Source organism: Microbacterium nymphoidis (assembly GCF_021044885.1).
Lineage (GTDB): Bacteria > Actinomycetota > Actinomycetes > Actinomycetales > Microbacteriaceae > Microbacterium > Microbacterium nymphoidis.
In genome coordinates, this window is record NZ_JAJNOD010000001.1 from 1,014,609 (window position 1) to 1,038,831 (window position 24,223).

Consider the following 24,223-nt stretch of genomic DNA (forward strand, 5'->3'; position numbering starts at 1 on the left):
GCGGCGTCGCTCTGATCCGGCGGCGCCGTCGGGATATCACGGCCCCCGTCGCTCGCCCCGGACGGTGCCGCCCGCAGGGTTCGCGCCTGCGCGCACGGCGGCGGCCCCGGTGCGCTGCGCACACGAGGACGGCCGCGGTGCGTGACGCACCGCGGCCGTCCTCTCAGCGGCTGTGACTCAGTGGAAGAAGTGACGCTCGCCCGTGAAGAACATCGTCACGTTCGCGGCCTGTGCCGCGGCGATGACCTCGGGATCGCGCACCGAACCACCCGGCTGGATGATGGCGGAGATACCGGCGTCGATCAGCACCTGCGGGCCGTCGGCGAAGGGGAAGAAGGCGTCGGACGCCGCCACCGAGCCGGCAGCGCGCTCGCCCGCACGCTCCACGGCCAGACGGCAGGAGTCGACGCGGTTGACCTGACCCATGCCCACACCGACGGTGGCGAGGTTCTTCGCCAGCACGATGGCGTTGCTCTTGACCGCGCGGCAGGTCTTCCAGGCGAAGATGAGGTTCTCCATCTCGTCCTCCGCCGGGCGCTCACCCGAGACCAGCTCCCAGTTCTCCGCCACCGACAGGATGTCGGACGGGAACCGGTCGGCATCCTGCAGCAGCAGTCCGCCGGAGACCAGACGCACGTCCATCTCCTCCTGCTGCCAGTCCGCGGGAAGCTGCAGCACGCGCAGGTTCTTCTTGCGGCTGAAGGCCTCCAGCGCGGCGGGCTCGTAGGAGGGGGCCACGATCACCTCGGTGAAGATGTCAGCGAGGTTCTCGGCCATCTTCAGCGTGACGGTGCCGTTCGCGGCGATCACGCCGCCGTATGCGGACACCGGGTCGCACTCGTGTGCGCGCAGGTGAGCCGAGGCGATCGGGTCGAGCGCGTTGGGCGCAGCCACGGCGATGCCGCACGGGTTGGCATGCTTGATGATGGCCACGGCGGGCTTGACCATGTCGTACGCGGCACGGAGAGCGGCGTCGGCGTCGACGTAGTTGTTGTAGGACATCTCCTTGCCCTGCAGCTGCGTGGCCTGGGCGATGCCGCGTCCGCCCTGGCGGGTGTAGATCGCGGCGCGCTGGTGCGAGTTCTCGCCGTAGCGCAGGGTGTTCAGACGCTCGGCCTGGATGGTCAGGTGCTCCGGAAGCTCGATGCCCTCCCCCAGGGTCTCGCCGGAGAACCAGGCGGCCACGGCGGCGTCGTAGGAGGCGGTGTGCGAGAACGCGCGCGCCGCCAGCTCACGGCGCTGCGTGAGGGACGTGCCACCGGCGGTCACCGCCTCGATGATCGACGGATACGACGACGGAGAGACGACGATCGCCACGTTGGCGTAGTTCTTCGCCGACGCGCGGACCATCGCGGGCCCACCGATGTCGATCTGCTCCACCACGGCATCGCCCTGCGCGCCCGAGGCCACGGTCTCCACGAACGGGTACAGGTTCACCACGACGAGCTCGAACGGACGGATGTCGAAGTCGGCGAGCTGACGCTCGTGGTCCTCGAGTCGAAGATCCGCCAGCAGGCCCCCGTGCACGTTGGGGTGCAGGGTCTTCACTCGGCCGTCGAGCATCTCGGGAAAGCCGGTGATGGCGGCCACATCCGTGACCGGGTGGCCCGCGTCGCGGATGGTGGCGGCGGTGGAGCCGGTGGAGACGATCTCGACGCCGGCTGCGGAGAGGGCCGAAGCCAGCTCCAGCAGTCCGGACTTGTCGCTCACGGAGATGAGCGCGCGGCGGACGGGGACGACGTCGCGCTCCCGGTAGTCGGCGGGGTCGTGGCTGTGGCCGGCCATGGTTCCTCTTTCCAGATGGGGGTCGGTGCGCGGTCAGGGATGCGCGGGAGCGGCGAGGTCGATCTCACCCGTGGCGATGCGGCGGACGACGTCGATGAGAAGCTCCCGCTCGACGGGCTTGATCCGCTCGTGCAGCGTGGCCTCATCGTCGCCGGGCAGCACCGGAACGCGGCGCTGGGCGAGGATCGGTCCCGCGTCGACGCCGTCGTCGACCACGATCACGCTGGCACCCGTCTGCGTGACGCCGGCCGCGAGCGCATCGCGCACACCGTGAGCGCCCGGGAACTCGGGGAGGTAGGCGGGGTGGGTGTTGATGATGCGCGGCGAGAAACGCGCGACGACGGCAGGCGGCAGGAGCTTCATCAATCCGGACAGCACCACGATGTCGGGATTCCAGACCTCGAGCTGGTGAAGGAGCTCGTCACCCCAGGCGGCTCGTTCTTCCTTGCCGCGCCACGGGACCACGAAGGTCGGGACACCGAAGGCCTCGGCGTGGGCGAGGCCTTCCGCCTCCCGATCCGCGCCGACCGCGACGATACGCACCGGATAGTCCGCGACGCTCGCTGCCTCCAGCAGCGCACGCAGGTTCGATCCGGTTCCCGAGATGAGCACGACAGCCGACAGCACGCCAACAGTCTACTGGCGCTCGGAAGAGCGCCCTACCGCATGAGCAACGCTCAGAACTCGTCGCGACGACGACGTGGCGACAGCAGCAGGATCGCGGCACCCACGAGGACCTCGACGCCGACGGCGAGCGCGACGAACCCGGGATGGGGTCCGAGCTCGACCAGTCGTCCCGGTCCGATGCCGCCGCGAGCGAGGGCACTCGCGATCGCCGCGAACGCTGCGACTCCGGCCGCCACGCTGACGCTGAGTGCGACGCGGGGCAGGAACGGTTCGTCATCTCCCAGCACCGCGACGAAGCCGGAGCGCAGGACCCACCCGGCCAGCGCCCCGATGGCAACCGGCACGATCACGACGACCAGCATGATCGGTGTCGCGCCCGTCGGCAGCAGGCCCAGCGGCGGAAGCGCGGGGACCACGCCGAGGTGGACGGCTGCCGGCGTCAGGGTGGAGCCGACTCCCACCGTGATCCCTGCGCCGCTCAGCCAGGCGATGGCCCACGCGATGAGCGTCGGCAGATAGGCGAGGGACGCCAGCGAGACCAGCACCGCACCCCAGACGTCGACCCGGGCGGACTGGAACAGTGAGATCATCTCCCCGCCGCGGAGCACGACGGACGCGAGCACGGCGAGCGCACCCGCGCCGACCAGCGATGCACAGCCGATCGCGATGCCGCGCGCGGCCAGTGCCGGCAGCTCGCTCCACTGCACGGGCGCTTCGTCGACCAGGTCGTGCACCCAGTCGACCAGCCCACGGTCGCCGTCGCGCCACGCGATGACGAGTGCGCCGAGAGCGGCGGGCACGGTGTAGAGCAGGGCCGGATGCAGGATGGCCTGCCACGTGATGGTGTGCGCGAGCGGCGCTGCGGAGGTGAGCTGGACGATGACGGCCACAGCGGTGTAGACGACGGCACCGGAGAGTACACCGGCGAGTCCCGCACCGGCCCGCATCGCGCGCACGCCCGAGCGGGCCGCGAAAATCGCCACGAAAGCGGTCAGTGCCAGGGGCGCGAGGGAGATGATGAAGCCGCCGGCATCCGGTGCCACACCGAGCGCGGTGAGGAGCGACTCGGGCAGCGTGACGGTCACCGGCACCAGGCCGCCGAGCTGCCAGATCTTCGCGATCAGCGGCCACAGCCCCGCCCAGGAGGCATCCGCCGCGGTCGCCCAGAACAGCGCCAGTGGAGCGCCGACGACGACGAGCCCCACGGCGGCGGCGACGATCGCGTCGAAGGCGGCGAGGAGGGCGACGGTGAGGCGGTGCATGGCCTTCCGACCATACCTGCGAGCGTACGGTGCGCCGTTCCTCCCGCGCCGCCGTCCCGTCAGTTCTCAGCGAGGCCACGCGGTCGCGTCACTGCGAAGTGACGGGCTCCAGCAGAAACAATGGAATGAGGCGGTCGGTCTTGGTCTGGTAGTCCGCGTAGGGCGGCCAGGCCTCACACGCCCGGGCCCACCATTCCTCCCGCTCCGCCCCGGACAGCTCGCGTGCCGTGTAGTCGCGCTTGTCCGCACCGTCCTGCAGTTCGACGTGCGGGTTCTTGCGGATGTTCCAGTACCACGCCGGGTTATCCGGTGCTCCGCCCTTGGACGCGACCACCACGTAACGTCCTTCGTGCTCGACGCGCATGAGCGCGGTCTTGCGGAGCGCGCCCGAGCGCGCGCCCAGCGTGGTGAGCACGATGATCGGCTTGCCCTGCATGTCCGCGGCGTCGGCGCCGTTCGAGGCCTCGTACTCCTCCGCCTGCTTGCGGGACCACTCGTAACGTCCCGGCTGGTAAATTCCTGAGAGTGGCATATCGTACCTCCGCTTCGGAGGATACGCGCCTCACCCCCACCCTGACACGTATGAGGAGCCCCATGGCCACGGCGCCAGCCCAGCCCACCACCGCACTCGATCGCTTCTTCCACATCACCGAACGCGGATCCACCGTCGGAGCAGAGCTCCGCGGCGGTCTCGTCACCTTCGTGACGATGGCGTACATCGTGATCCTGAACCCGATCATCCTGTCGACCCCCGACGTCGACGGCAACACGCTGGCCGGCCCGGCCGTCGCTGCCGCCACCGCCCTCACCGCCGGTGTGATGACCCTTCTGTTCGGTATCGTCACCCGGCTGCCGTTCGCCTTCGCCGCCGGTCTCGGCATCAACGCCTTCCTCGCCTTCTCGGTCGTCGGGCAGGTCTCCTGGCCCGAGGCCATGGCGCTGGTGGTCATCAACGGTGTGGTGATCGTGCTGCTCGCCGCCACCGGGCTGCGGAAGATGATCTTCGACGCGGTCCCTGTCCAGCTGAAGCTCGCTATCACGGTCGGCATCGGCCTGTTCATCGCTTTCATCGGGTTCGTCAACGCCGGCTTCGTCACGGCGACGGGCAACCCCTCCCCGCCGGTGGACCTCGGCGTGAGCGGTTCCGTCGCATCCGTTGCCACGCTGCTGTTCGTCCTCACCGTCCTCATCGGCGGCGTCCTCATCGCGCTGAAGATCAAGGGCGCGATCCTGATCGCTCTGGTGGGCGGCACGGTGGTCGCGGCGATCGTCAACCTCATCTGGCCGCAGGACCTGTTCTCCTTCTCGGGCAGCATCGTGAGCCTTCCCGACCTGAGCCTCATCGGCAAGGTGGACTTCGGCTTCGACCTCGGCAAGGTCAGCGTCGTGGCGCTCGTGATGATCGTCTTCACGCTGGTGTTCTCGAACTTCTTCGACGCCATGGGCACGATGACGGGCCTCGCCCGCGAGGCGAACCTGGCCGATGAGAAGGGCGACTTCCCGCGCATCAAGTCGGCCCTGGTGGTCGAGGGTGTCGGCGCGATCGTCGGTGGTGGCACGTCGTCCTCCTCCGCGACCGTGTTCGTCGAGTCCAGCGCCGGCATCGGCGAGGGCGCCCGCACGGGTCTTGCCACGTCGTTCACGGGTGTGCTGTTCCTGCTGGCGATGTTCTTCACCCCGCTGACCTCCCTGGTTCCCGGCGCGGTCGCCTCGGCGGCGCTCGTGCTGGTGGGTGCCATGATGCTCTCGCAGATCAAGAACATCGACTTCGCCGACTTCCGTGTGCTCCTGCCGGTGTTCCTCACCGTCACCGTCATGCCGATGACCTACTCGATCGCCAACGGCATCGGTGCGGGCTTCGTCAGCTGGGTCGTCGTCAATGCACTGTCGAAGAAGGCCAAGAGCATCCACCCGCTGTTGTGGGTGGTGGCCATCGGCTTCGTGATCTACTTCGCCCGCGGTCCGATCGAGGCGGCGTTCGGCGTCGCCTGACCCGTTTCATAGCGCGCAAAAGGCTGCAATCCTCCGCGGATTGCAGCCTTTTGCGCGCAACGAATCAGAGTGACTGCAGTTCCACCCGGGCGGGAACCACGCAGGTCGACACCACCGGGACCGCGGTGCGAGTGGCGGCGGCGCGCAGCACCGATTCCATGACATCGAGGGCGTGATAGCCCAGCTCCCCCGACGCCCGGGCGTCGTCACCCACGAGCGCCCGGTCGTGGATGCCCACGCCACGGCCGGCGTCGATGTACCCGGCAGATGGCTCCTGCACGACCCAGTCCACGTCTGCGAGCGAGCGCACCAGCACATCGCCGTCGAAGGTGTTGGGATCGGGCACCACCATCGATCCGCTCTCCCCATGCACCTCGATGTTGGCCGAGCGCGTGGCCACCGCATCGAACGACATGACAAGGGTGGACAGTGCACCCGACGCGTGCTCGAGCACTCCCGTGATGTGGGTGTCGATCTCGACGGGGACACGCTCACCCGCGCGATCCCCCGAGCCGATCACACGCTCGTCACGCAGGCGACTGGCCGATCCCACCACGCTCACCACCGGACCCAGCAGATGGATGAGGGCGCTGACGTAATAGGGGCCCATGTCCAGCAGCGGTCCTCCGCCGGGCAGGTAGTAGAAATCGGGGTTCGGATGCCACCGCTCGTGCCCCGGCGTCACCATGGTCGCGGTCGCGGCGATGGGCCGGCCGATGCGGCCGTCCTCGATCACCCGCCGCGCCGTCTGGACTCCGGTCCCGAGCACGGTGTCGGGCGCACAGCCCACCCATCGGCCGGCGTCGTCCGCCGCGCGCAGCACCCCCGCACCGGCAGCGCCGTCGGCCGCGAGCGGCTTCTCACTGTAGACGTCCTTGCCCGCGGCGATGATCCGCTCCGACACTTCCGCATGCGCGAGCGGAATGGTGAGGTTGACGACGAGGGAGATGCCGGGGTCGGCGAGGAGCTCGTCGATGCTGAGAGCACGCACACCCGGAACCTCTGCGGCCACCGCCGCCGCACGCTCGATCATCAGATCGGCGACGGCGACCAATCGCACGGTCTCCAGGCGGGCGAACGTCGCCAGGTACTGGGCGACGATGCTCCCGCACCCGATGATGCCCACATTCAGCGGCTGGCCCACAGCATCCCCCGCTCGATGATGGTGCGCACGTTCGGGTCCTGCAGCACGTCGACGGAGTGCCCCGGCGTCGCCACGAAGATCCGCCCCTGCCCCCATTCGCGTGTCCACACCGCGGGCGAGGTGATCGGCCGGTGCCAGGGATGGTAGGGCTGAACCGGGTGGGTCGTGGTGGCGAGCACGTCGATCAGGTCATCGTGCAGCACCCAGTACTGCTCGGTCGTCAGCGGGAAGTCCTCGATCCCTGCGGTGATCTCATGCCGGCGGCCGAGATCGGTGATCTCCACCGTGTACGGGAGGTAGTTGTCGGACTGCTCGCCGTGACGCTCGTCGGGGTGCTTGCCGGGATGCGTGGCGAACTGGCCTCCGATCAGCTGGAGGTAGTCGGCGTCGTTGCGATAGGAATCGGCGATGCCGCCATGCCACCCGGCCATTCCGGCACCGGCCTCAATGGCCGCACGCAGGCCCTGCTGCTCCTCCCGCTGGATGGTGTTCATCGTGTTGCACTGCACGATGAGATCGAATCCGGCCATTGCCGCAGCATCAGCGTAGATCGCCGGGCTCTCCTCGATCCGCACCGCGTAGCCGTTGTCTCGCAGGAACGGGATGAAGAGCTCCGTCGCCTCGACGGGCGCGTGCCCGTCCCATCCGCCCCGGACGATGAGCGCCGATTTTGCCGTGTCCGTCATGTCTTGCCTTTCGTCTGTCAGGTTGCTCGCGCGGGCGGCGCTCACTTGCTGAAGCCCGCGGTCAGGCCGCTCACCAGCTGGCGACGACCGAAGATGTACACCACCACGAGCGGCAGCGTGGTCAGCACGACGCACGCCAGCACGGCGGGGATGTTGACGCTGAACTCGCCCTGGAAGCTCCACAGCGCCAGCGGCAGCACGCGCAGATCCGGGCTCTGGGTGAGTACGAGCGGAAGGAGGAACCCGTTCCACACGCCCAGCGCGTTGTAGATGGCGACCGTCACGATCGCGGGCTTCGTCAGCGGCAGCGCCAGCCGCCACAGCGTCTGCCACTCGCTGCAGCCGTCCAGCCGCATGGACTCGAACAGCTCGTTGGGCACATCCCGGATGAAGTTCGACAGCAGCAGCACGCTCAGCGGGATCGCGAACGCCACCGAGGGCAGCACGATCGCCAGCAGGCTGTCGTACAGGTTCAGCCGGATGATCATCAGGTAGACCGGGATGATCGTCGCCTGCAGCGGTATGGCCAGCCCCATGAGGAAGGTGCTGTTCGCGATGCGCAGGAAGCGGCTGCGGCCACGAACGATCGCATAGGCCGCCATGAACGACAGCGCCAGGGTCGGCACCACCGCTCCCACCGTGATGAGGACGCTGTTGATGAAGTACCGGACGAAGTCCGCCTCGATCACGGCGATGTAGTTGTCGAGGGTCGGGTTCATCGGCAGCGCCAGCGGGTTCTGGCCGAAGTAGTCCGCCTGGTGCTTCAGGCTCGTGACGACGACGTAGTACACCGGCACGATGATGATCGCGAGCCAGATCCAGCCGGCGAGACCGCCGAACAGATTCGGACGTCCGGTGCTCGTGCGTCGGGCACGCCGGCGGTCGGCCTCGCGGGGAATCACAAGGGTGGTCGTGGTCGTCATCTCAGGCTCCGTCCAACTGGCTGGCCGACTTGTCGGTGCCGCCGAGACGCTGCAGGAACAGCGCGAGCCCGAGGCCCAGCAGCACGAGGATGACGGCGATCACGCTCGCAAGGCCCATCTGGTTCGCCTTGAAACCGGTGAGATACATGTCCAGCGGCAGGATCCGCGTGGCGTTCGCGGGCCCTCCGCCGGTGAGCACGAAGATCAGGTCGAAATAGGTCAGCGATCCCACGGTCATCAGCGTCGACGACGTGATGATCGTGTACTTCAGCTGCGGCAGCGTGATGTGGAAGAACTGGGCGATCCGCCCGGCGCCGTCGAGCTGAGCCGCCTCGTACATCGACTGCGGGATCTGCCGCACGCCGCCCTGATAGATGAGCGTGTGGAAGGGCACGAACTGCCAGGCGATCACGAAGATGACCACACCCATCGCGAGCGCGGGATCACCCAGCCAGTCCTGCGCGAGGAACGGGAGTCCGAGCCCGGCGGCGAGACCGAAGTTCGGATCCAGCAGCGCCTTGTACGCGACCGCAATCGCGGCGGAGGAGAGCAGCAGCGGCAGGAAGTACAGCACCGCGAGCACCGCGCGATAGCGCTGGGTCCCCGCCGTGAAGACGCCGAGCAGCAGGCTGATCGGCGTCTGCACCAGCCACGACAGCACCATGACGATGATCGTCAGGCCGAACGCACGCCACGTTCCGGGATCGGTGAGGACAACGCCCCAGTTCGCGATGCCGGAGAAGGTGATCGCGCCGATGCCGTCCCAGTCGGTGAAGCTCAGGGCCAGCACGCCCACTAGCGGAACGATCGCGAAGATCACGAAGTAGATCAGGGCGGGGGCGGCGAGCCAGCTCAGACCTCCCGTCGCGCCCGCGCGACGGGAGGCGGGAACGAGCACTCGCGCGGTGTTCGCGCTCACGGTCACTTCCCGATCGTCTTGTTCATGTTCGCCGCGAACTCCTCCGGCGTGATGGAGCGCGAGAACAGCTGGTCGATGTTGTTGAGCAGGGCTTCAGCGGCGGTCGGGCTGAGAGCCTGGTCCCACGACTGCTGGAAGCTCGGCGCGTTCCCGGCGAGCTGGTAGACGAAGGTCAGGTAGTCGGCGTCGTCCGTCGCGGCGAGCTTGTCGTCGACACCGTTGACCACGGGGACGGCCCCGTTCTCGATGAGGCCGTCGATCTCCGCCTCGGTGAACAGCCCGGTCTTCAGGTAGTCCTCGGCGATCTTCTTCTGCTCGTCGGAGGCGGACGAGGAGATGGAGAGGTAGTTCGCGGGATTGCCGACGACGTTCTCGGCATCGCCGACGCCGCCCTCGATGGTCGGGAACGACACGAAGCCGAGGTTACCGTCCTGCACGAAGTTCTGGCCGTCCGCCTTCATGGATCCATACGTCCAGCCGCCGTGCAGCATCATTGCGGCCTTGCCGGTGTAGAGCAGCGCCTGGTCCGCGTTGGAATCTGCGGTGATGGAGTTGAAGCCCTTGATGAACCCGTCGGCGGCGACGAGGTCCTGAGCCTTCTCCAGCGCTTCGAGCGCCGCCGGGTTGGACCAGGCGTCGGGCTTGCCCAGGAAGATGTCGTTGAACACCTCCGGCCCGCCGATGCGGTCGAAGAGGTACTCGAGCCACATCATCGACGTCCACCGCGACTGACCGGCGAGCGAGATCGGGGCGATGCCCTTCTCGTTGAACGTGGTGACCAGGCTCATCAGGTCGTCCCAGGTCTTCGGCGGCTCGACTCCGGCGTCGGCGAAGACCTTCTTGTTGTAGAACAGCACGATCGGCTGCACGTCCTGGATGGGCATCGCGTAGATCTTGTCGTCGATGGTGGCGGCACCGAACGAGCCGGGGAAGAGCCGGTCCTTCACCTCGGGGTTGTCGGCGAAGAAGGAGGTGAGATCCTCCACCTGCCCGGCATCCGCGTAGGCCTTCAGCGTGCCGCCGCCCCAGCCGTAGATGAGCGTGGGCGCCTGGCCCGCGCCGATGGCCGTGCGGATCTTCGTCTTGTAGGCGTCGTTCTGGAAGAAGGTGACCTCGAGCTTCTCGTCCGGGTTGGTCTTGTTGAACGCGTCGACGGTGTCCTGACGCAGCCCCTCCTTCGGCTGACCGGACAGCGCCCACATGGTGGCGGCGCCCGTGGCGGAGCCTCCGCCGGAGCCCGTGGGACCGGACGTGCCGCAGGCGGCGAGGGACAGTGCCATCGCGGAGGCCGCGACCGCGGCTGCCAGGCGGATTCGACGTGACGAGCGGTGACTGCTGTGTGCCATCTCAGTTCTCCATTGAAACGAGGGATTGTGATGCGAAAGTTTGCGCAAGTTTCTCTGCAACTTTCGTGGTCTTGACCGTAGTCCGGAAGCAGATCGGTGTCAATGCCGAGTTCTCCCGGCAGACGGCGCTGTCTTCTTGCTCCTGCGGGCCGGGCACGACAGGATGTCTGTAACGAAAATTTTCCTCGGAGGAAGACATGGCCCGAGAGCTCCCCGGCCCGAATCTGGCCAGCATCGCCGAAGCCGCGGGCGTCTCCGTTCCGACCGTGTCCAAGGTGGTCAACGGCCGCGGCGGCGTGTCCGACGAGACCCGGGAGCGCATCCAGTCGCTGATCACGGAAGCCGGCTACCGCTCGCCCCGCACTCGGCGGCTGCGGACGGGCAATCGCACGATGGTGGATCTCGTGATCGGCGAGGTGCGCAACGGCTACTCGGTGGGCGTGCTCAACGGCATCCTGGAGCATGCCCGAGAGGTCGATACGGACGTGGTGATCTCCTCGGTCAACCCGGGGAGCATGCACCTCACCGATGCCGACGAGTGGGCGGACCGCATGGTGGACTCGGGCCGGCAGGGACTGATCGCGGTGACGTCGGATCTGTCCTCCGCACAGCACGCCGCATTCGCCTCGCGAGGGCTGCCGGTTGTCGTGATCGATCCGCTGAACACTCCCGCCGCGGACCTGCCGAGCGTGGGCTCGACCAACTGGGCGGGCGGGCGGGCGGCCACGGAACATCTGCTCAGCCTCGGCCACCGTCGCATCGCCTACCTCGGCGGGCCGGCGAGCGCCGAGTGCAACCAGGCGCGCATGCACGGCTACCTCGCGGCACTGATGGCGGCAGGGATCCCGATGCGTGCGGACTACCTGTACGACGCGCCGGGATTCACCCCCGCCGGCGGGCTGGCGAACGCCCGGACCGTCCTCGACCTGGAGGATCCACCGACGGCCATCTTCGCCGCGAGCGACACTATCGCCCTCGGCGTCCTGGACGAGGCCCGGCGCCGCGGGCTGGAGGTCCCCCGCGACCTGAGCATCGTGGGATTCGACGGAACGCCGCTCGCCGAGCAGACGCTCCCCCACCTCACCTCCGTGGCGCAGCCACTGCACGACATCGGGCGCACCGCGCTGCGCACGTTGCTGCAACTGATCGCGGGGGGCAGTGCTGACGTGCCCCGCATGGAACTTGCAACCGAGCTCGTCGTCCGCGATTCCACCGCCCCGCCGCGGGCCTGAGCCCCTTCATCGCGCACGTTTCGCGCCCATTCGACGACGGGAAGCGCACAGTGCGCGCCATGAAGCGCCGAGTTGACACGGTGCGCTCGAGCGAAGAAACTGAACGTGTTCAGTTCGAGATTCGGGGGCTCAGGATGACACAGCCGGTTTCGCCGTATGCGGCAGCACTCGGAGACCGGAGGAATCGCCTCGCCGCGCCGCTGCAACGCTACTTCGACACGATTCCCGACGGGTACGTGGGGCGCGGCGAAGGTGTGTTCCACGTGGTGGGCACGCCCCGGAAGTGGCTCTGGCCGCTGCTGCGACCGCTACAGCGCAGCGCCGTCGTCCCGGCCGGCTTCTGGCTCGATGTCCCGTTCACCGTGGTGAACCGGACGATCGGCGAGCGCGGGATGGGAGTGCGCACCTTCCACCTGCCGACCGGGGACTTCACGATGACCGACATCGTCGCCCGAAGCGGCGTGGGAACCGCGGACGCCATCGGGACCCCGGCGCGGGTGAGCGCTCGATTCGACCTCGACGTCCGGGATGAGAAGCTGCTGATCACCAGTCGACGCATCGGCCTGCGCATCGGCCGGCTCCGCCTGGGGACTCCCCCCTGGTTTCCCGCGCGCATCCGCATCGTCGAGTATGCCGAGGGCGACGGGCACGGCATGTCGTTCACCCTGGATCTCCCACTGATCGGCCGCGTCTACGAGTACCGCGGTTCCTTTCGGTCGTACCGCATCGAGAAGGCGGAATCGTGAGGGACGGCCGTGTGGTCATCGGCGGGGCGAACGGCTTCGTGGGCACCCACCTGGTGGACCGCTATCGCAGCGCCGGACGCGAGGTCATCATGATCGGGCGGCGCGGGTGCGATGTCGCCTGGGACGACCCGGACGCCATCCGTGCCGCCGTCGACGGTGCGGCACTCGTGATCGGTCTCGCTGGCAAGAGCGTGAACTGCCGCTACAACGCTCGTAACCGCGCCGAGATCTTCCGATCGCGCCTGGACACCACGGCAGCTCTCTCGCGCGCGATCGCCGCGTCCGACACCCCCGCACCGGTGTGGATCAACTCGTCCACCGCGACCATCTACCGGCACGCGATGGATCGCCCGCAGACCGAGTCGGCGGGCGAGATGGGCACCGGATTCTCTGTTTCGGTCGCACAGGCGTGGGAGCGGGCCCTGATGGCGCAGTCGCTTCCCGCCACCCGCCGCATCGCGCTGCGTACCGCCATCGTTCTCGGTGACGGCGGCGTGTTCGCCACGCTGCACCGGCTCGCCCGGCTGGGGCTCGGCGGCACGAACACGGACGGCTGGTGGCCGGTGAGCCGCGCGCGACTGCGGGCCGGTACCGCTCACCTGCCGGGTTCGCGCGGCGGCGAACAGCACTTCAGCTGGATTCATCTCGTCGATCTGGCCCGCGCCATCGATCTGATCGAGGAGCGCGACGATCTGTCCGGCGCCATCAACGCCGCGGCGGCGCACCCGGTGACCAACCGGGAACTGATGCGCGAGGTGCGACGCGTGTCGCGTGCGCCGATCGGGCCCCCGATGCCGCGGTGGGTGAGCGAGCTCGGCGCCATCCTGATCCGGACGGAGACCGAGCTGATCCTGAAATCTCGTTGGGTGGTGCCGGAGAAGCTCGTGAACGCCGGCTTCAGCTTCGAGCATCCCCGGCTGCGCGACGCTCTGGAAGCCTCGCTGCCCCGGTGACCCACCCGCCCGGGAACGACGAAGGCCCCCGGATCGCTCCGGAGGCCTTCGTCGTTGCTGCTTACAGCGCTGCGATGATCTCGCGCATCAGGGCGGCGGTCTCGGACGGCGTCTTGCCGACCTTCACGCCGGCGGCCTCCAGGGCCTCCTTCTTCGCCTGGGCGGTGCCGGCCGAGCCGGAGACGATCGCACCGGCGTGGCCCATCGTCTTGCCCTCGGGGGCGGTGAAGCCCGCGACGTAGCCGACGACCGGCTTGGTGACGTTGGCCTTGATGAACTCCGCGGCACGTTCCTCGGCGTCGCCACCGATCTCACCGATCATGACGATGGCCTTGGTCTCCGGGTCCGCCTCGAACGCGGCGAGCGCGTCGATGTGGGTGGTGCCGATGACAGGGTCGCCGCCGATGCCGATGGCGGTGGAGAAGCCGTAGTCGCGCAGCTCGAACATCATCTGGTAGGTCAGCGTGCCCGACTTGGACACGAGGCCGATCGGGCCCTTGCCGGCGATGTTGGCGGGGGTGATTCCCACCAGCGACTCACCGGGGGTGATGATGCCGGGGCAGTTCGGGCCGATGATGCGGGTCTTGTTGCCCTTCTCGGTCGCGTACGCCCACGCCTCGGCGGAGTCGCCGACCGGGACACCCTCGGTGATGACCACGAGCAGCGGAATCTCGGCGTCGATGGCCTCGATCATCGCGGAGCGGGTGTGCGCACCCGGCACGAAGGCGATGGAGACGTCGGCACCGGTGGCTGCCATGGCCTCCTCGACCGAGGCGAACACGGGCAGCTCGACGGCGTTGCCGTCCTTGTCGACGTGCGAGACCGTGGTGCCGGCCTTGCGCGCGTTCACGCCGCCGACGATGTTGGTTCCCGCCTTGAGCATGAGCGCGGTGTGCTTGGTTCCCTCGCCACCGGTGATGCCCTGGACGATGACCTTGGAGTCCTTGTTGATGTAGATCGACATATCTCTAGTCCTTTGAATCCGAGTCCAGGGCGATCAGGCGTTGGCCAGCTCGGCGGCCTTGTCGGCGCCCTCGTCCATGGTGGCTGCGAGGGTGACGAGCGGGTGGGCGTACTCCGCGAGGATCGCGCGACCCTCTTCGACCTTGTTGCCGTCCAGGCGGACGACCAGCGGCTTGGTGGCGGCGTCGCCCAGCTTCTCGAGTGCGCCCTTGATGCCGTTCGCAACCGCGTCGCAGGCGGTGATGCCACCGAACACGTTCACGAAGACGCTCTTGACCTGCTCGTCACCGAGGATGACGTCCAGGCCCGCGGCCATGACGTCCGCGGATGCGCCACCGCCGATGTCGAGGAAGTTGGCGGGCTTGACGTCACCGTGGTTCTCACCGGCGTAGGCGACCACGTCGAGGGTGGACATGACCAGACCCGCGCCGTTGCCGATGATGCCGACCTGACCGTCGAGCTTGACGTAGTTGAGGCCCGCAGCCTTCGCCTTTGCCTCGAGCGGGTTCTCGGTGGCCTCGTCGACCAGTTCCTCGTGCTCGGGGTGGCGGATCTCGGAGGCGTTGTCGTCCAGCGAGACCTTGCCGTCGAGGGCGACGACCTCACCCGAGCCGGTGAGCACCAGCGGGTTCACCTCGACGAGCGTGGCGTCCTCGCCCTTGTACACGTCGAACAGCTTGACGAACACGTCGGAGACGGCGTCGATCAGCTCCTCGGGGAAGTTCGCCTGCTTGGCGATCTCCAGGGCCTTGTCCTTGTCGATGCCCGTCAGCGGGTTCACCTCGACGCGCGCCAGCGCCTCGGGCTTCTCGACCGCGAGGACCTCGATCTCCATGCCACCCTCGACCGAGCACAGGCTCAGGTAGGAGCGGTTGGCGCGGTCCAGCAGCACGGAGAAGTAGAACTCCTGCTTGATGTCAGCGCCCGCGGCGACCATGACCTTGTGGACCGTGTGGCCCTTGATGTCCATTCCGAGGATCGCCTGGGCGGCTTCGTAGGCCTCCTGCGGCGACTTAGCGACCTTGACGCCGCCGGCCTTGCCGCGGCCGCCGGTCTTCACCTGAGCCTTGACGACGACGACACCCGTCCCGATCTTCTCGGCAGCCGCCTTCGCCTCCTCAGGAGTCTCGGCGACGATACCGGCGAGAACCGGCACCCCGTACTTTTCGAAAAGGTCACGTGCCTGGTACTCGTACAGATCCACTGTTGTTCCTCCGGTGGGCTGCGATCTGGAAAAAGTCTCTCGATATCGAGATAACGACCGGTATCACAGCCTACTACCTCCGCCTGAGCGCCCGCGGCCGGTGTGCACGGGAGCGGAACCGGCCGTGCATCTGGGAGAATCGGAGCGATGAACGACAGCGCCACGCCCTCGCCCGAGTCCGCCTCAGCCTTCGGGCCCGCCGCCGACGCAACCCCGGAGGCCGCAGAGCCGTCCGACCTGCTCGCGGAGCTGGCGTCGCGGGCGGAGGCCGGAGAGGCCACCCACGTCGAGCTGGTGGATGCCTTCCTGGCGGCGACCGTCTACGTCCCCTCCGTCACCGATCCGGAGGGCGGCACCATCGACCCCGTGATCACGCGCGTGGACGAAGTCGACTACATGGTGGTCGCCAGCACCACCGGCGCACTGGAGCACACCGGGGACGTCGCCCGCTTCGGCGTGCCGATGAACGGGCGCAGCGTGATCACCGGCATGAACCCCGATCTGGCGCTGATGATCAATCTGTCCTTCGGAGCGTTCGCGATGCCGAAGGCCATGCTGGACGACATCCGGTCGCAGAACCCGCTCGGCTGATACTGAGTTTCACCTTTCGCGACACCGCGTATCGCAGTACCCTCGTCCAATGAGCACTCCTCGCCAGAGCACCGCAGACGTGTCGTCCGTGGTCGCCGCCGCCCTCACCCTCTTCGAGGAGCAGGGCTTCGAGCAGACGTCGGTCGATCAGATCGCCAAGGCCGCCGGCGTGTCCCGATCCACGTTCTTCCGCCAGTTCGGTGGCAAGGACGACGTCGTGTTCGCCGATCACGAGTATGTGCTGGCCGAGGCCCGCGCCTTCCTCGATGACCGCCATGAGAACCCCTGGGTCGCTGTGACAGACGGTGCCATGCTCGTCTTCAAGCACTTCACGTCGGACATCGACGTTGCGCGCAAGCGCTACGAGCTCGTGCGGCGCATCCCCGCCCTGCGCGAACGCGAGATCGTCACCGTGTTCCGCTATGAGCGACTGTTCGACGAGTACCTGCGCAGCGCCCTTCCGGGCCTCGATCCGGTGGACGCGGTGGGCTTTGCGGCCGTGGTCGCCGCCGTCCACAATCACGTGCTTCGCCAGATGCTGCGCGGCCGCAAGGTGCCCGCCGCCACCCTGCGCGCGGCGCTGGATGATGCGCTGCACCGTTTCGGCGTGCACCCAGACGGCGCCCGTGCCGCCGAGGACGACGTGGTCGTGGCCGTCTTCCCCCGCTCGATGCCGATGGCCGAGGTCACCCGCCGCGTCCAGGCGCAGATCGGCTGACGTCGCCTCGTCGATGCTTCGGGCTACTTGCCCATCCGATGAGCGTGTGTACCCTGGCAGAGGAAGCAGACGCAAAAAGGGGGCGTTGATGACCGACGATGCTGAGCGATTCTTCGAACTGCGCGATGAATTCGATCGAGAAGCGCAGATGTATACCGAAGCGGCGGAGGGCGAGCAGCCCGCGTCGCACACCGATGAGACCGGTGCTCTCACCGTGAACATCGACTCCGAGGGGCTGATCTCGTTCGCGATAGCGAACGACTGGCAGAACCACATCGAGGCCTCTGCTCTCGCGGGCCGGCTGGTCGAGACCTTCCAGCAGCTCAGCACGGCTCGTCTGGAGGCGTGGGGAACACACCTCGGCGAGGCTCAGGAGCACGAGCACCGCGCCACGCCGCTGCCGCCCACAAGCGACTCCGTGGCGGAGAAGCTGCGCACCGCGTTGACCGAGAGTCCCGACGCGGCCTCCCAGGTGGAGCGGATGCTGGAGAACGTCCTGGAGATGCTCGAGGACATGACCGCCGGCTTCGATGAGACGTTCGCCACCGCGATGAGCCGCGGCGGACGCGTGGACACCGTCGCTCCGCTCTCCGGTCACCTCACGGTGAACCTGACGGCGGGCGGCCAGTTGCAGGGCATCACGCTGGATTCTCGCTGGGCTGCCCGCTCGGCGGCGACCCAGGTCGCACGTGAACTGAACGAGGCGCTGCGCGAAGCACACGAGGCGACCGCGGAGGAGCGCACATCTGCAGCGCTTGCCGGAACGCCGCTGGAGAAGTACCAGCGCCTCCTCGACGACCCCGACGGCTTCGTGTCGTACATGACAGGACGGTAAGAAGAATGGCTCCCGATCTCCGCGCCAATTTCGAGGCGCTCACCAAGGACGCGTCCATCTGGGACGAGGCATCCAACACGCTCCGCACCAGCGGAAACTCGATCGCCGCGATTCAGGTGACTCATGGCGCGTTCTCGTTCGCCGCCATGGATGTCGCCGATCAGTACGCGGAACTGCACCAGCGAGTCACGCAGCTCCTCGCGGACGGCGCTCAGGCCGCAAGCAACGGCGCTAAGGCGCTGCGCGAAGTTCGCGACATGTATCAGCAGATGGAAGAGGGAACCGTATCCGAGCTGTCACGCATGTGGCAGCCGGTGGTCTGAGGGGGAAGACGACATGAATCCGATCATCGAGCGCGCTCTGGAGCTGCTGGAGAAGATCCGCCAGAAGATCGACGAGATCGTGCGACTGGTCAACGCCGCGCTTCGGCTCCTGCCCGCGGCGCTGTCCTGGGTGGCGGACCGGCTCCGCGAGGCCTGGGACGGCATGCTGCAGAAGATCGGCGAGATGTGGAAGGCGATCTCGGAGTTCTTCAGCCACGTCGGCGACCCGTTCATGCTCAACGGCGCCGCGCAAGGATGGAAGACCGCCGCGGCGAAGGTGTCACGGATCAACGACACGATCATGGACGCCAATCTCTCCGTCGACGACAAGTGGACCGGAAGCGGAGCCGACCAGTACAAGCAGCGCATCGAGACCCAGCGCCGCGCCAACACGTCGATCATGGCGGACTACGCCGAGAACGTCAGCGGCGCCATGACGGGCCTCGCCGTGGCGATCGGCGTGTTCTGGGGCGCGGTGGTGGTCGCGATCCTCACGCTGCTGGGCGCCCTCGCGGGAGCTGCCGTGGCGACGGGGACGATCGTCGGACTGCCCGCGGTACCCGTGCTGGTGACCATCGGCATCGTGGCCTTCCTGGCCGCCGTGGGCACGGGTGTCGCCGTGCTGTTCCTGTCGGCGGGGCAGGCGCGTGCCACCATGACGTCCACCGCGGCGGGCATCGCGTCCTGGCCGCCGCTCGCGAACGCATGACCGTTCCCCCTGCGCCCTCGCCGCAGCACGACCCGAGGGCCGCGCGCATCGTCACGCGGTCCTCGGGCGTGATCGCGCTCGTCGTCGCGGTGGCCACCGTCGCCTTCGCTCTCGCCGCGGCCGAACCCCGTCTGATCGCCGCAGCGATCACCGCACTCGTTCTGGGTGTCCTCAGCCTGTGCATCGCGGGCTCTCGCGCGGCGCGCCCCGCGAACGCGGGTGCTGAGACGGGATCCCTCGCCCCGCTCGGGTTGCTCTGCGCGGCGACCTACGTCGTTGGCATCGCCGTGCCTCTGGTGGGCTTCTTCGTGAGCATCGCGGTGGGTTTGACCGGTGCTACACCGCTGGCCGTCATCCTCTTCGTGCTGGGGATCCTGTCCGCTTTCAGCGGGCTGCGCATCCTGCGCGCGGCGATGCTGCGGCGCCAGGCGGCTCCGACGGCTCCCCTCCGATGAGTGCTCCGCACGGGGCGAGCCCCCGGCCACGCGCGGGCCGCGGCGCGGCCTGGGTGACGGCCATCGCGACGGCGGCTTCCGCGGTCGCGGCTCTCCTCGCGTGGCTGAACGTCGGCGCCGATTCCGCTCTGGTCGGCCCCGCACTGGTGGCGACGCTGCTGGCCGCCGTGGGTCTGATGACGACGGGCTACGGCTTCTCTCTGTCCCGGCCGGACAGCGGTGCACACGTGTCGATCGGCCCGCTCGTGCTCCTCGCCGCGGTGGCCGCCGTCGACGGTGTGATCGCGAGCATGGGGATCTTCGTCCTCGCCTCCGCAGTGGGCAGCCGGGATGCGTCGACGACGTCGATCATCGTGGTGGTCCTCGGCGTGACGATCACGATCTGCGCTTTGCGTATGATCCGCATCATCCGTACCCGAACGACGGGCCCGCAGCCCTCGTCCGGCTCGTGACTGGGTCGCGTCGCTGATGCCCGTGCGGCCCGATGCGGCCGCGGTCATCCCGACATGCGACGGACGGGCGCCCGCAGCACGCGGGCGCCCGTCTTTCGTCATTTGATCCCGGTCATCGTGATGCCCTGGATGAAATGCTTCTGCATGGCGATGAACAGCACCAGCACCGGGATCACGATCAGGAACGATCCGGCCATCTGCAGGCCGTAGTCCGCCCCGTGACCACCCGCCTCAGCCGAGAACAGAGCGAGGGAGACCGGGAGGGTGTACATCGAGTCGTCCTGCGAGATGATCAGCGGCCACAGGAAGCTGTTCCACGATCCCATGAAGGTGAAGATCGCGAGGGTGGCAAGAGGGGCCTTGCACAACGGCAGCACGATCTGGAAGAAGGTGCGGAACTCCCCCGCACCGTCGATGCGGGCTGCGTCCAGCAATGAATCGGGGATCTCCAGCATGAACTGCCGCATGAGGAAGACGCCGAACGCGCCCACCATCCCGGGCAGGATCAGCCCCCAGTAGGTGTTGACCATCCCGAGGTTGGCCACCAGCACGAACTGCGGGATGAGGGTGACGATGCCGGGGACGAACATCGTCGCCAGCACCACCACGATAATCGCGTTCTTGCCCGGAAAACGCATCTTGGCCAGCGCCCATCCGACCATCGAGGAGAACAGCAGCGTCGTGGCGACGGTGGCCGCGGCCAGCAGCACCGAATTCAGGAACGGGCGCAGGATGTCGAACTGGAAGAACCAGGCGGCGAAGTTGTCCAGGGTGGGGCTCTTCGGCCACCAGGTCACCGGACGGGACATGATCTCGGCCTTGGTCTTGAAAGCGCCGAGCACCATCCAGACGAACGGCAGGATCGTCGCAGCCAGCCCGATCGACAGCACCACCATCACCACCAGGTTTCCCCAGCGGAAGGGCTTTCGCCGAGAACGGTCTTCCGCGGGCGCGGTCATCACAGTGCGCGCGGGTGCATCAAGAGCGGTCATGTCAGGTCCTCTGCCGGAAGAAGCGGAACTGGATGAGGGCAAGGATTCCGACGAGCACGAAGAGGACGTACGCTCCCGCGGCTCCCACGGAGTAGTTGCCGTACTTGAACTGGTTGTAGACCTGCAGCGCGATGGAGGTGGTCGACTCCAGCGGACCGCCGTTGGTCATGACGAAGGGCTCGTCGAAGAACTGCATGTAGCCGGTGGTCACCAGGATGGTGTTCAGCAGGATCGTCGGCATCATCATCGGGATGGTCACGCGGAAGAACTTCTGCACCGCGTTCGCACCGTCGATGGCGGCCGCCTCGTTGACCTCGGCCGGAATGCTCTGCAGACCGGCGAGGAAGATCACCATGGAGGATCCGATGTTGCGCCACACCGCCATGATCGTGATCGCCATCAGCGCCGTGTTCGGATCGCTCAGCCAGTTGGGCCCGTCGATTCCGACCCAGCCCAGCATGGTGTTGATCACACCGGTGTCCTGGTACATGATCCGCCAGACCACGGCCACCGCGACGATGGTCGTGATGACCGGGGTGTAATAGCCCACACGGAAGAAGGTGGCGACCCGGCGGCTCAGTGAGTTCAGGAGCACGGCCAGCACCAGCGCGATGAACAGGGTCGACGGCACGCCCACCACGACGAACACCAGGGTGTTGCTCAGCGCCCGCAGGAACGACTCATTCGTCAGAACCGAGATGAAGTTCTCGAGTCCGACGAAATTCACGTTGAACGGGTTGCGGATGTCACGGGCACGCAGGTCGGTGAACGACATCGCGAACGAGCTCACCAGCGGGATGAGGCTGAACACGCCGAACGTCAGCACGAACGGCGACACGAACACCCACGCGATGAGGGCGGAGCGGCGGCGCTGGGCGGCCAGGGAAGACGTCTTCCCCGGCCGCCGCGCGGTGGATGTCACCATCCGAAGCCGATCGAGTCGGCCTGCGTCTGGATCTGCTTCGCCGCATCAGCGCTGGAGAGTTCGCCGCGGGCGACCTGCTCGGAGTACTTGCTGATCAGATCGGAGATCTGCGACCACGCCGGGTAGTTCGGCGGTGCCACGGTGTCCTGCATCTGCTCCATCAGCGTCTTGGTGACGGGGTTCTCCTGAATGGCGGAGTCGTCGCCGGCAGCGATGTTGGCGGGCAGTTCCTTCTGGAGCCCGTACCAGGCCTGCTGCTGCTCGGTCTGCCCCATCCAGGACAGCAGCGACCAGGCAGCTTCCTTGTTCTTCGCCGCGGAGAAGACGCCGAGGTTTCCCCCGCCGATGTACTGGTCGTTGTTGCCGCCGGGGCCGGCGGGTGAGACGGCGTAGCCCACGGAGTCCATCGTGAAGTCTGCGGGAGCGGTGCCCTTGTCGATGAGCTCCTGGTAGACATCGAGCATCCAGGGCCCCGAGATGAACATCGGCGTGCCGCCGTTCTCGAACGTGGCATCGGTGGTCTCGGCGGGCGCCTCGCCGCGGGTGAAGAAGCCCGCGTAGAAGTCCAGCGCCTGCACGAACTCGGGGGTGTCGATCGTCCACTTCTCACCGTCGGTCATCCTGCCGCCCGCCTGCGCCACGAACGGCACGATCACCTGCGCCGGCGACTCGGTGGGCTTGGGCAGGCTGAGACCGTAGGTGCCGCCCGGCCGTGTCTTGAAAGCGGTGGCCATCGCCTTCATGTCCTCCCACGTGGTCGGCGCCGACAGACCCAGCTGCTCCGCGAGGTCCTTGCGGTAGAAGAGGAAGCGCGTCTCCACGTACCAGGGCATGGCGTAAGCGCCGTCCGGTCCGGTCACCGAATCGATGGCGGCCGAATAGAAGTCGTCCGCCTGGTACACCCCATCGGGGACCTTGTCGAAGCCGCCCATGCCGATGACCGTCGCCGTCTGGTCCGACCCGGTCATGATGATGTCCGGTCCGGTACCGGCGGCGGTCGCCGTCTGGATCTTGGTGATCACCTGGTCCCACGGGATGTCGGTGACCTTCAGCGAGGCATCCGGGTTGTCGTCGAGCCAGGGCCCCGCGAGCTCCTGCAGGTTGTCGGCATGCCCTCCCGCGGTCCAGATCTCGATGACGCCCGTGGCCTTGCCCTCCGCCGCGGCGCCCGCTCCGCTGTCCGTGCCCCCGGTCGCGCCGTCGGCGCCGCGGCCGCAGCCGCTCAGCACCAGGGCGGCACCGAGGACCACGGCAGCCGTAGCGGTGACTCGTGTCCTGCGCATGCTCACTCCTTCGTGATTTCGAAACAGGGTCTCGAAATTTCGATCCCTCTCCGGGAACTATAGAGCGACGGGTACGGATAGGTCCAGAGATTTCCTCAGAAAATGCCTGCGCTTGCGGGGGTGATCACGGTATGGTTTTTCGGAAAGTCTGTGAAAGGGAACCATGACAGTCCAGCTCGCCCGGATCGCCGAAGAGGCGGGCGTCTCCGTCCCCACGGTCTCGAAAGTGCTCAACTCCCGACCAGATGTGGCCAGCTCCACGCGGGAACGGGTGACCGAGGTGCTCTCCCGGCACGGGTACGAGATCCGCTCCCGTGCACGTGTCACCACCGGTTTCCTGGACGTCCGCATCGTCGATCTGGATCGAGCCTGGTCCGAGGCGGTGGTCCGCGGAGCAGCGGAGGCCTCGAAACGACATGACAAGGATCTCGTGCTCACGGTGGATCCCGACCCGGAGAACTGCGACGACTGGGTGCGCCACGCGGTCGAACGTGGCTCGGACGGACTGCTGAGCGTTGTCGGGGTCCCCAGCGATGAAGCCCGGCAGCTCCTCGCAGACGCCGGGATTCCCCTGGTGATCGTCGACCCGCTGCGCCGGGTTCCCGAGGGGACATACTCCGTCGCCGCGACCAACTTCCAGGGCGCATTCGACGCCGCACAGCACCTCATCTCACTGGGACACCGCCGCATCGCCACCATCACCGGACCCCTGGACCAGGCGAACGGCATCGCCCGGCTCGCCGGATTCCAGGCCGCGATGCTGCAGTCGGGCGTTCCCGTGGACGATGAGCTGGTGATCCGTACCCAGTACGGCGTCGATCAGGGGTACGCCGCCACGCGGCTCCTGCTCTCGCGCGCCGAGCGCCCCACCGCCATCTTCGCCGCGAGTGACGACAGCGCACTGGGGTCCATCCGGGCGCTGCGCGAGCAGGGACTGCGCATTCCCGACGACATCTCGGTCGTGGGCTTCGACGACATCCCCCACTCACAGTGGACCGACCCGCCGCTCACCACCATCCGCCAGCCGCTGGCGCAGATGGGAAGCGCCGCGGTCGACGCCCTGGTCCGATCCCGCGCGGGTCATCGCCTGGCCGCGCACACGGAGCTGTCGACCACCCTCGTCGTGCGATCGTCCGCAGCGGCCCCCGCCCACTGACC

26 protein-coding genes are annotated in these 24,223 nt (G+C 67.6%); 12 read left to right on the forward strand and 14 right to left on the reverse strand.

Features of this window, described 5'->3' with window-relative positions; all coding sequences use genetic code 11:
• Window positions 1-177: 177 nt before the first annotated feature.
• The 4 genes from purH to LQ566_RS04820 all read right to left on the reverse strand — a co-directional run bounded on the left by purH (window position 178) and on the right by LQ566_RS04820 (window position 4,206).
• Window positions 178-1,785 carry a bifunctional phosphoribosylaminoimidazolecarboxamide formyltransferase/IMP cyclohydrolase gene (purH, locus tag LQ566_RS04805; protein WP_231090462.1) on the reverse strand — a complete coding sequence of 536 codons (1,608 nt, stop codon included), beginning with the start codon at window positions 1,783-1,785 and terminating at the stop codon, window positions 178-180.
• Window positions 1,786-1,818: 33 nt separating this feature from the next.
• Window positions 1,819-2,412, reverse strand: coding sequence for a phosphoribosylglycinamide formyltransferase (gene purN, locus LQ566_RS04810; RefSeq protein WP_231090464.1), 594 nt, complete (start codon window positions 2,410-2,412; stop codon window positions 1,819-1,821).
• A 50-nt stretch (window positions 2,413-2,462) separates the two neighbouring features.
• Complete coding sequence (locus tag LQ566_RS04815; RefSeq protein ID WP_231090467.1) at window positions 2,463-3,674, reverse strand: cell division protein PerM; 1,212 nt, start codon at window positions 3,672-3,674, stop codon at window positions 2,463-2,465.
• Window positions 3,675-3,762: 88 nt separating this feature from the next.
• A complete protein-coding gene (locus tag LQ566_RS04820; protein WP_231090468.1) occupies window positions 3,763-4,206 on the reverse strand; it encodes a nitroreductase family deazaflavin-dependent oxidoreductase in 444 nt (147 codons plus the stop codon).
• Window positions 4,207-4,256: 50 nt separating this feature from the next.
• On the opposite strand from LQ566_RS04820, the gene LQ566_RS04825 reads away from it, so the two are divergent.
• A complete protein-coding gene (locus LQ566_RS04825) occupies window positions 4,257-5,666 on the forward strand; it encodes an NCS2 family permease (protein ID WP_372459776.1) in 1,410 nt (469 codons plus the stop codon).
• Window positions 5,667-5,730: 64 nt separating this feature from the next.
• Here LQ566_RS04825 and LQ566_RS04830 read toward each other — a convergent pair whose 3' ends face one another.
• From LQ566_RS04830 to LQ566_RS04850, 5 genes are read right to left on the reverse strand one after another with little or no spacing between them, the layout of a single operon-like run.
• Window positions 5,731-6,810, reverse strand: coding sequence for a Gfo/Idh/MocA family protein (locus tag LQ566_RS04830; RefSeq protein ID WP_231090471.1), 1,080 nt, complete (start codon window positions 6,808-6,810; stop codon window positions 5,731-5,733).
• Window positions 6,795-7,496 carry a ThuA domain-containing protein gene (locus LQ566_RS04835; RefSeq protein WP_231090472.1) on the reverse strand — a complete coding sequence of 234 codons (702 nt, stop codon included), beginning with the start codon at window positions 7,494-7,496 and terminating at the stop codon, window positions 6,795-6,797. Before LQ566_RS04835 ends, LQ566_RS04830 begins: the two co-directional genes overlap by 16 nt.
• A gap of 41 nt (window positions 7,497-7,537) precedes the next feature.
• A complete protein-coding gene (locus LQ566_RS04840; protein ID WP_231090474.1) occupies window positions 7,538-8,419 on the reverse strand; it encodes a carbohydrate ABC transporter permease in 882 nt (293 codons plus the stop codon).
• 1 nt (window position 8,420) lies between these two features.
• Window positions 8,421-9,317, reverse strand: coding sequence for a carbohydrate ABC transporter permease (locus LQ566_RS04845; RefSeq protein WP_231091379.1), 897 nt, complete (start codon window positions 9,315-9,317; stop codon window positions 8,421-8,423).
• A 23-nt stretch (window positions 9,318-9,340) separates the two neighbouring features.
• Entirely contained in the window at window positions 9,341-10,684 is a 1,344-nt protein-coding gene (locus LQ566_RS04850) for an extracellular solute-binding protein (protein WP_231090476.1), read from the reverse strand.
• Between the two features lie 197 nt (window positions 10,685-10,881).
• Between LQ566_RS04850 and LQ566_RS04855 the strand changes: the two genes are divergently transcribed.
• The 3 genes from LQ566_RS04855 to LQ566_RS04865 all read left to right on the forward strand — a co-directional run bounded on the left by LQ566_RS04855 (window position 10,882) and on the right by LQ566_RS04865 (window position 13,615).
• Window positions 10,882-11,916: a LacI family DNA-binding transcriptional regulator gene (locus LQ566_RS04855; protein ID WP_231090478.1), complete on the forward strand. Its 1,035-nt coding sequence runs from the start codon at window positions 10,882-10,884 to the stop codon at window positions 11,914-11,916.
• Between the two features lie 134 nt (window positions 11,917-12,050).
• Complete coding sequence (locus LQ566_RS04860) at window positions 12,051-12,662, forward strand: DUF4166 domain-containing protein (protein ID WP_231090479.1); 612 nt, start codon at window positions 12,051-12,053, stop codon at window positions 12,660-12,662.
• Window positions 12,659-13,615, forward strand: coding sequence for an epimerase (locus LQ566_RS04865; RefSeq protein ID WP_231090480.1), 957 nt, complete (start codon window positions 12,659-12,661; stop codon window positions 13,613-13,615). The genes LQ566_RS04860 and LQ566_RS04865 overlap by 4 nt, the downstream gene beginning before the upstream one ends.
• A gap of 61 nt (window positions 13,616-13,676) precedes the next feature.
• Here the strand turns inward: LQ566_RS04865 and sucD are convergent, their stop codons facing one another.
• Both sucD and sucC read right to left on the reverse strand, forming a co-directional pair.
• A complete protein-coding gene (gene sucD, locus LQ566_RS04870) occupies window positions 13,677-14,579 on the reverse strand; it encodes a succinate--CoA ligase subunit alpha (RefSeq protein WP_231090481.1) in 903 nt (300 codons plus the stop codon).
• 33 nt (window positions 14,580-14,612) lie between these two features.
• Window positions 14,613-15,782, reverse strand: a complete 1,170-nt coding sequence (sucC, locus tag LQ566_RS04875) for an ADP-forming succinate--CoA ligase subunit beta (RefSeq protein WP_231090483.1) — start codon at window positions 15,780-15,782, stop codon at window positions 14,613-14,615.
• 147 nt (window positions 15,783-15,929) lie between these two features.
• Between sucC and LQ566_RS04880 the strand changes: the two genes are divergently transcribed.
• The 7 genes from LQ566_RS04880 (at window position 15,930) to LQ566_RS04910 (ending at window position 19,865) form a co-directional block, all read left to right on the forward strand.
• Entirely contained in the window at window positions 15,930-16,373 is a 444-nt protein-coding gene (locus tag LQ566_RS04880) for an SseB family protein (RefSeq protein ID WP_231090484.1), read from the forward strand.
• Between the two features lie 49 nt (window positions 16,374-16,422).
• Complete coding sequence (locus LQ566_RS04885; protein ID WP_231090485.1) at window positions 16,423-17,091, forward strand: TetR/AcrR family transcriptional regulator; 669 nt, start codon at window positions 16,423-16,425, stop codon at window positions 17,089-17,091.
• Between the two features lie 88 nt (window positions 17,092-17,179).
• Entirely contained in the window at window positions 17,180-17,926 is a 747-nt protein-coding gene (locus LQ566_RS04890; protein WP_231090486.1) for a hypothetical protein, read from the forward strand.
• Between the two features lie 5 nt (window positions 17,927-17,931).
• Complete coding sequence (locus LQ566_RS04895; protein ID WP_231090487.1) at window positions 17,932-18,249, forward strand: hypothetical protein; 318 nt, start codon at window positions 17,932-17,934, stop codon at window positions 18,247-18,249.
• 13 nt (window positions 18,250-18,262) lie between these two features.
• Complete coding sequence (locus LQ566_RS04900; protein WP_231090489.1) at window positions 18,263-18,958, forward strand: hypothetical protein; 696 nt, start codon at window positions 18,263-18,265, stop codon at window positions 18,956-18,958.
• The gene (locus tag LQ566_RS04905; protein WP_231090491.1) at window positions 18,955-19,413 is read left to right on the forward strand and encodes a hypothetical protein; all 459 of its coding nucleotides are present in this window, start codon (window positions 18,955-18,957) and stop codon (window positions 19,411-19,413) included. Before LQ566_RS04900 ends, LQ566_RS04905 begins: the two co-directional genes overlap by 4 nt.
• Window positions 19,410-19,865, forward strand: coding sequence for a hypothetical protein (locus tag LQ566_RS04910; protein WP_231090493.1), 456 nt, complete (start codon window positions 19,410-19,412; stop codon window positions 19,863-19,865). The genes LQ566_RS04905 and LQ566_RS04910 overlap by 4 nt, the downstream gene beginning before the upstream one ends.
• 98 nt (window positions 19,866-19,963) lie before the next feature.
• On the opposite strand, the gene LQ566_RS04915 is transcribed toward LQ566_RS04910, so the two are convergent.
• The 3 genes from LQ566_RS04915 to LQ566_RS04925 are packed head-to-tail and all read right to left on the reverse strand — an operon-like array spanning window position 19,964 to window position 23,065.
• On the reverse strand, window positions 19,964-20,857 hold the full coding sequence (locus LQ566_RS04915; protein WP_231090494.1) for a carbohydrate ABC transporter permease: 894 nt from the start codon (window positions 20,855-20,857) through the stop codon (window positions 19,964-19,966).
• Between the two features lies 1 nt (window position 20,858).
• Window positions 20,859-21,782 carry a carbohydrate ABC transporter permease gene (locus tag LQ566_RS04920; protein WP_231090495.1) on the reverse strand — a complete coding sequence of 308 codons (924 nt, stop codon included), beginning with the start codon at window positions 21,780-21,782 and terminating at the stop codon, window positions 20,859-20,861.
• Window positions 21,776-23,065 carry an extracellular solute-binding protein gene (locus tag LQ566_RS04925; protein ID WP_231090496.1) on the reverse strand — a complete coding sequence of 430 codons (1,290 nt, stop codon included), beginning with the start codon at window positions 23,063-23,065 and terminating at the stop codon, window positions 21,776-21,778. Before LQ566_RS04925 ends, LQ566_RS04920 begins: the two co-directional genes overlap by 7 nt.
• Before the next feature lie 163 nt (window positions 23,066-23,228).
• Here LQ566_RS04925 and LQ566_RS04930 point away from each other — a divergent pair, with 163 nt between their 5' ends.
• Entirely contained in the window at window positions 23,229-24,221 is a 993-nt protein-coding gene (locus tag LQ566_RS04930) for a LacI family DNA-binding transcriptional regulator (protein WP_231090497.1), read from the forward strand.
• Window positions 24,222-24,223 lie beyond the last annotated feature (2 nt).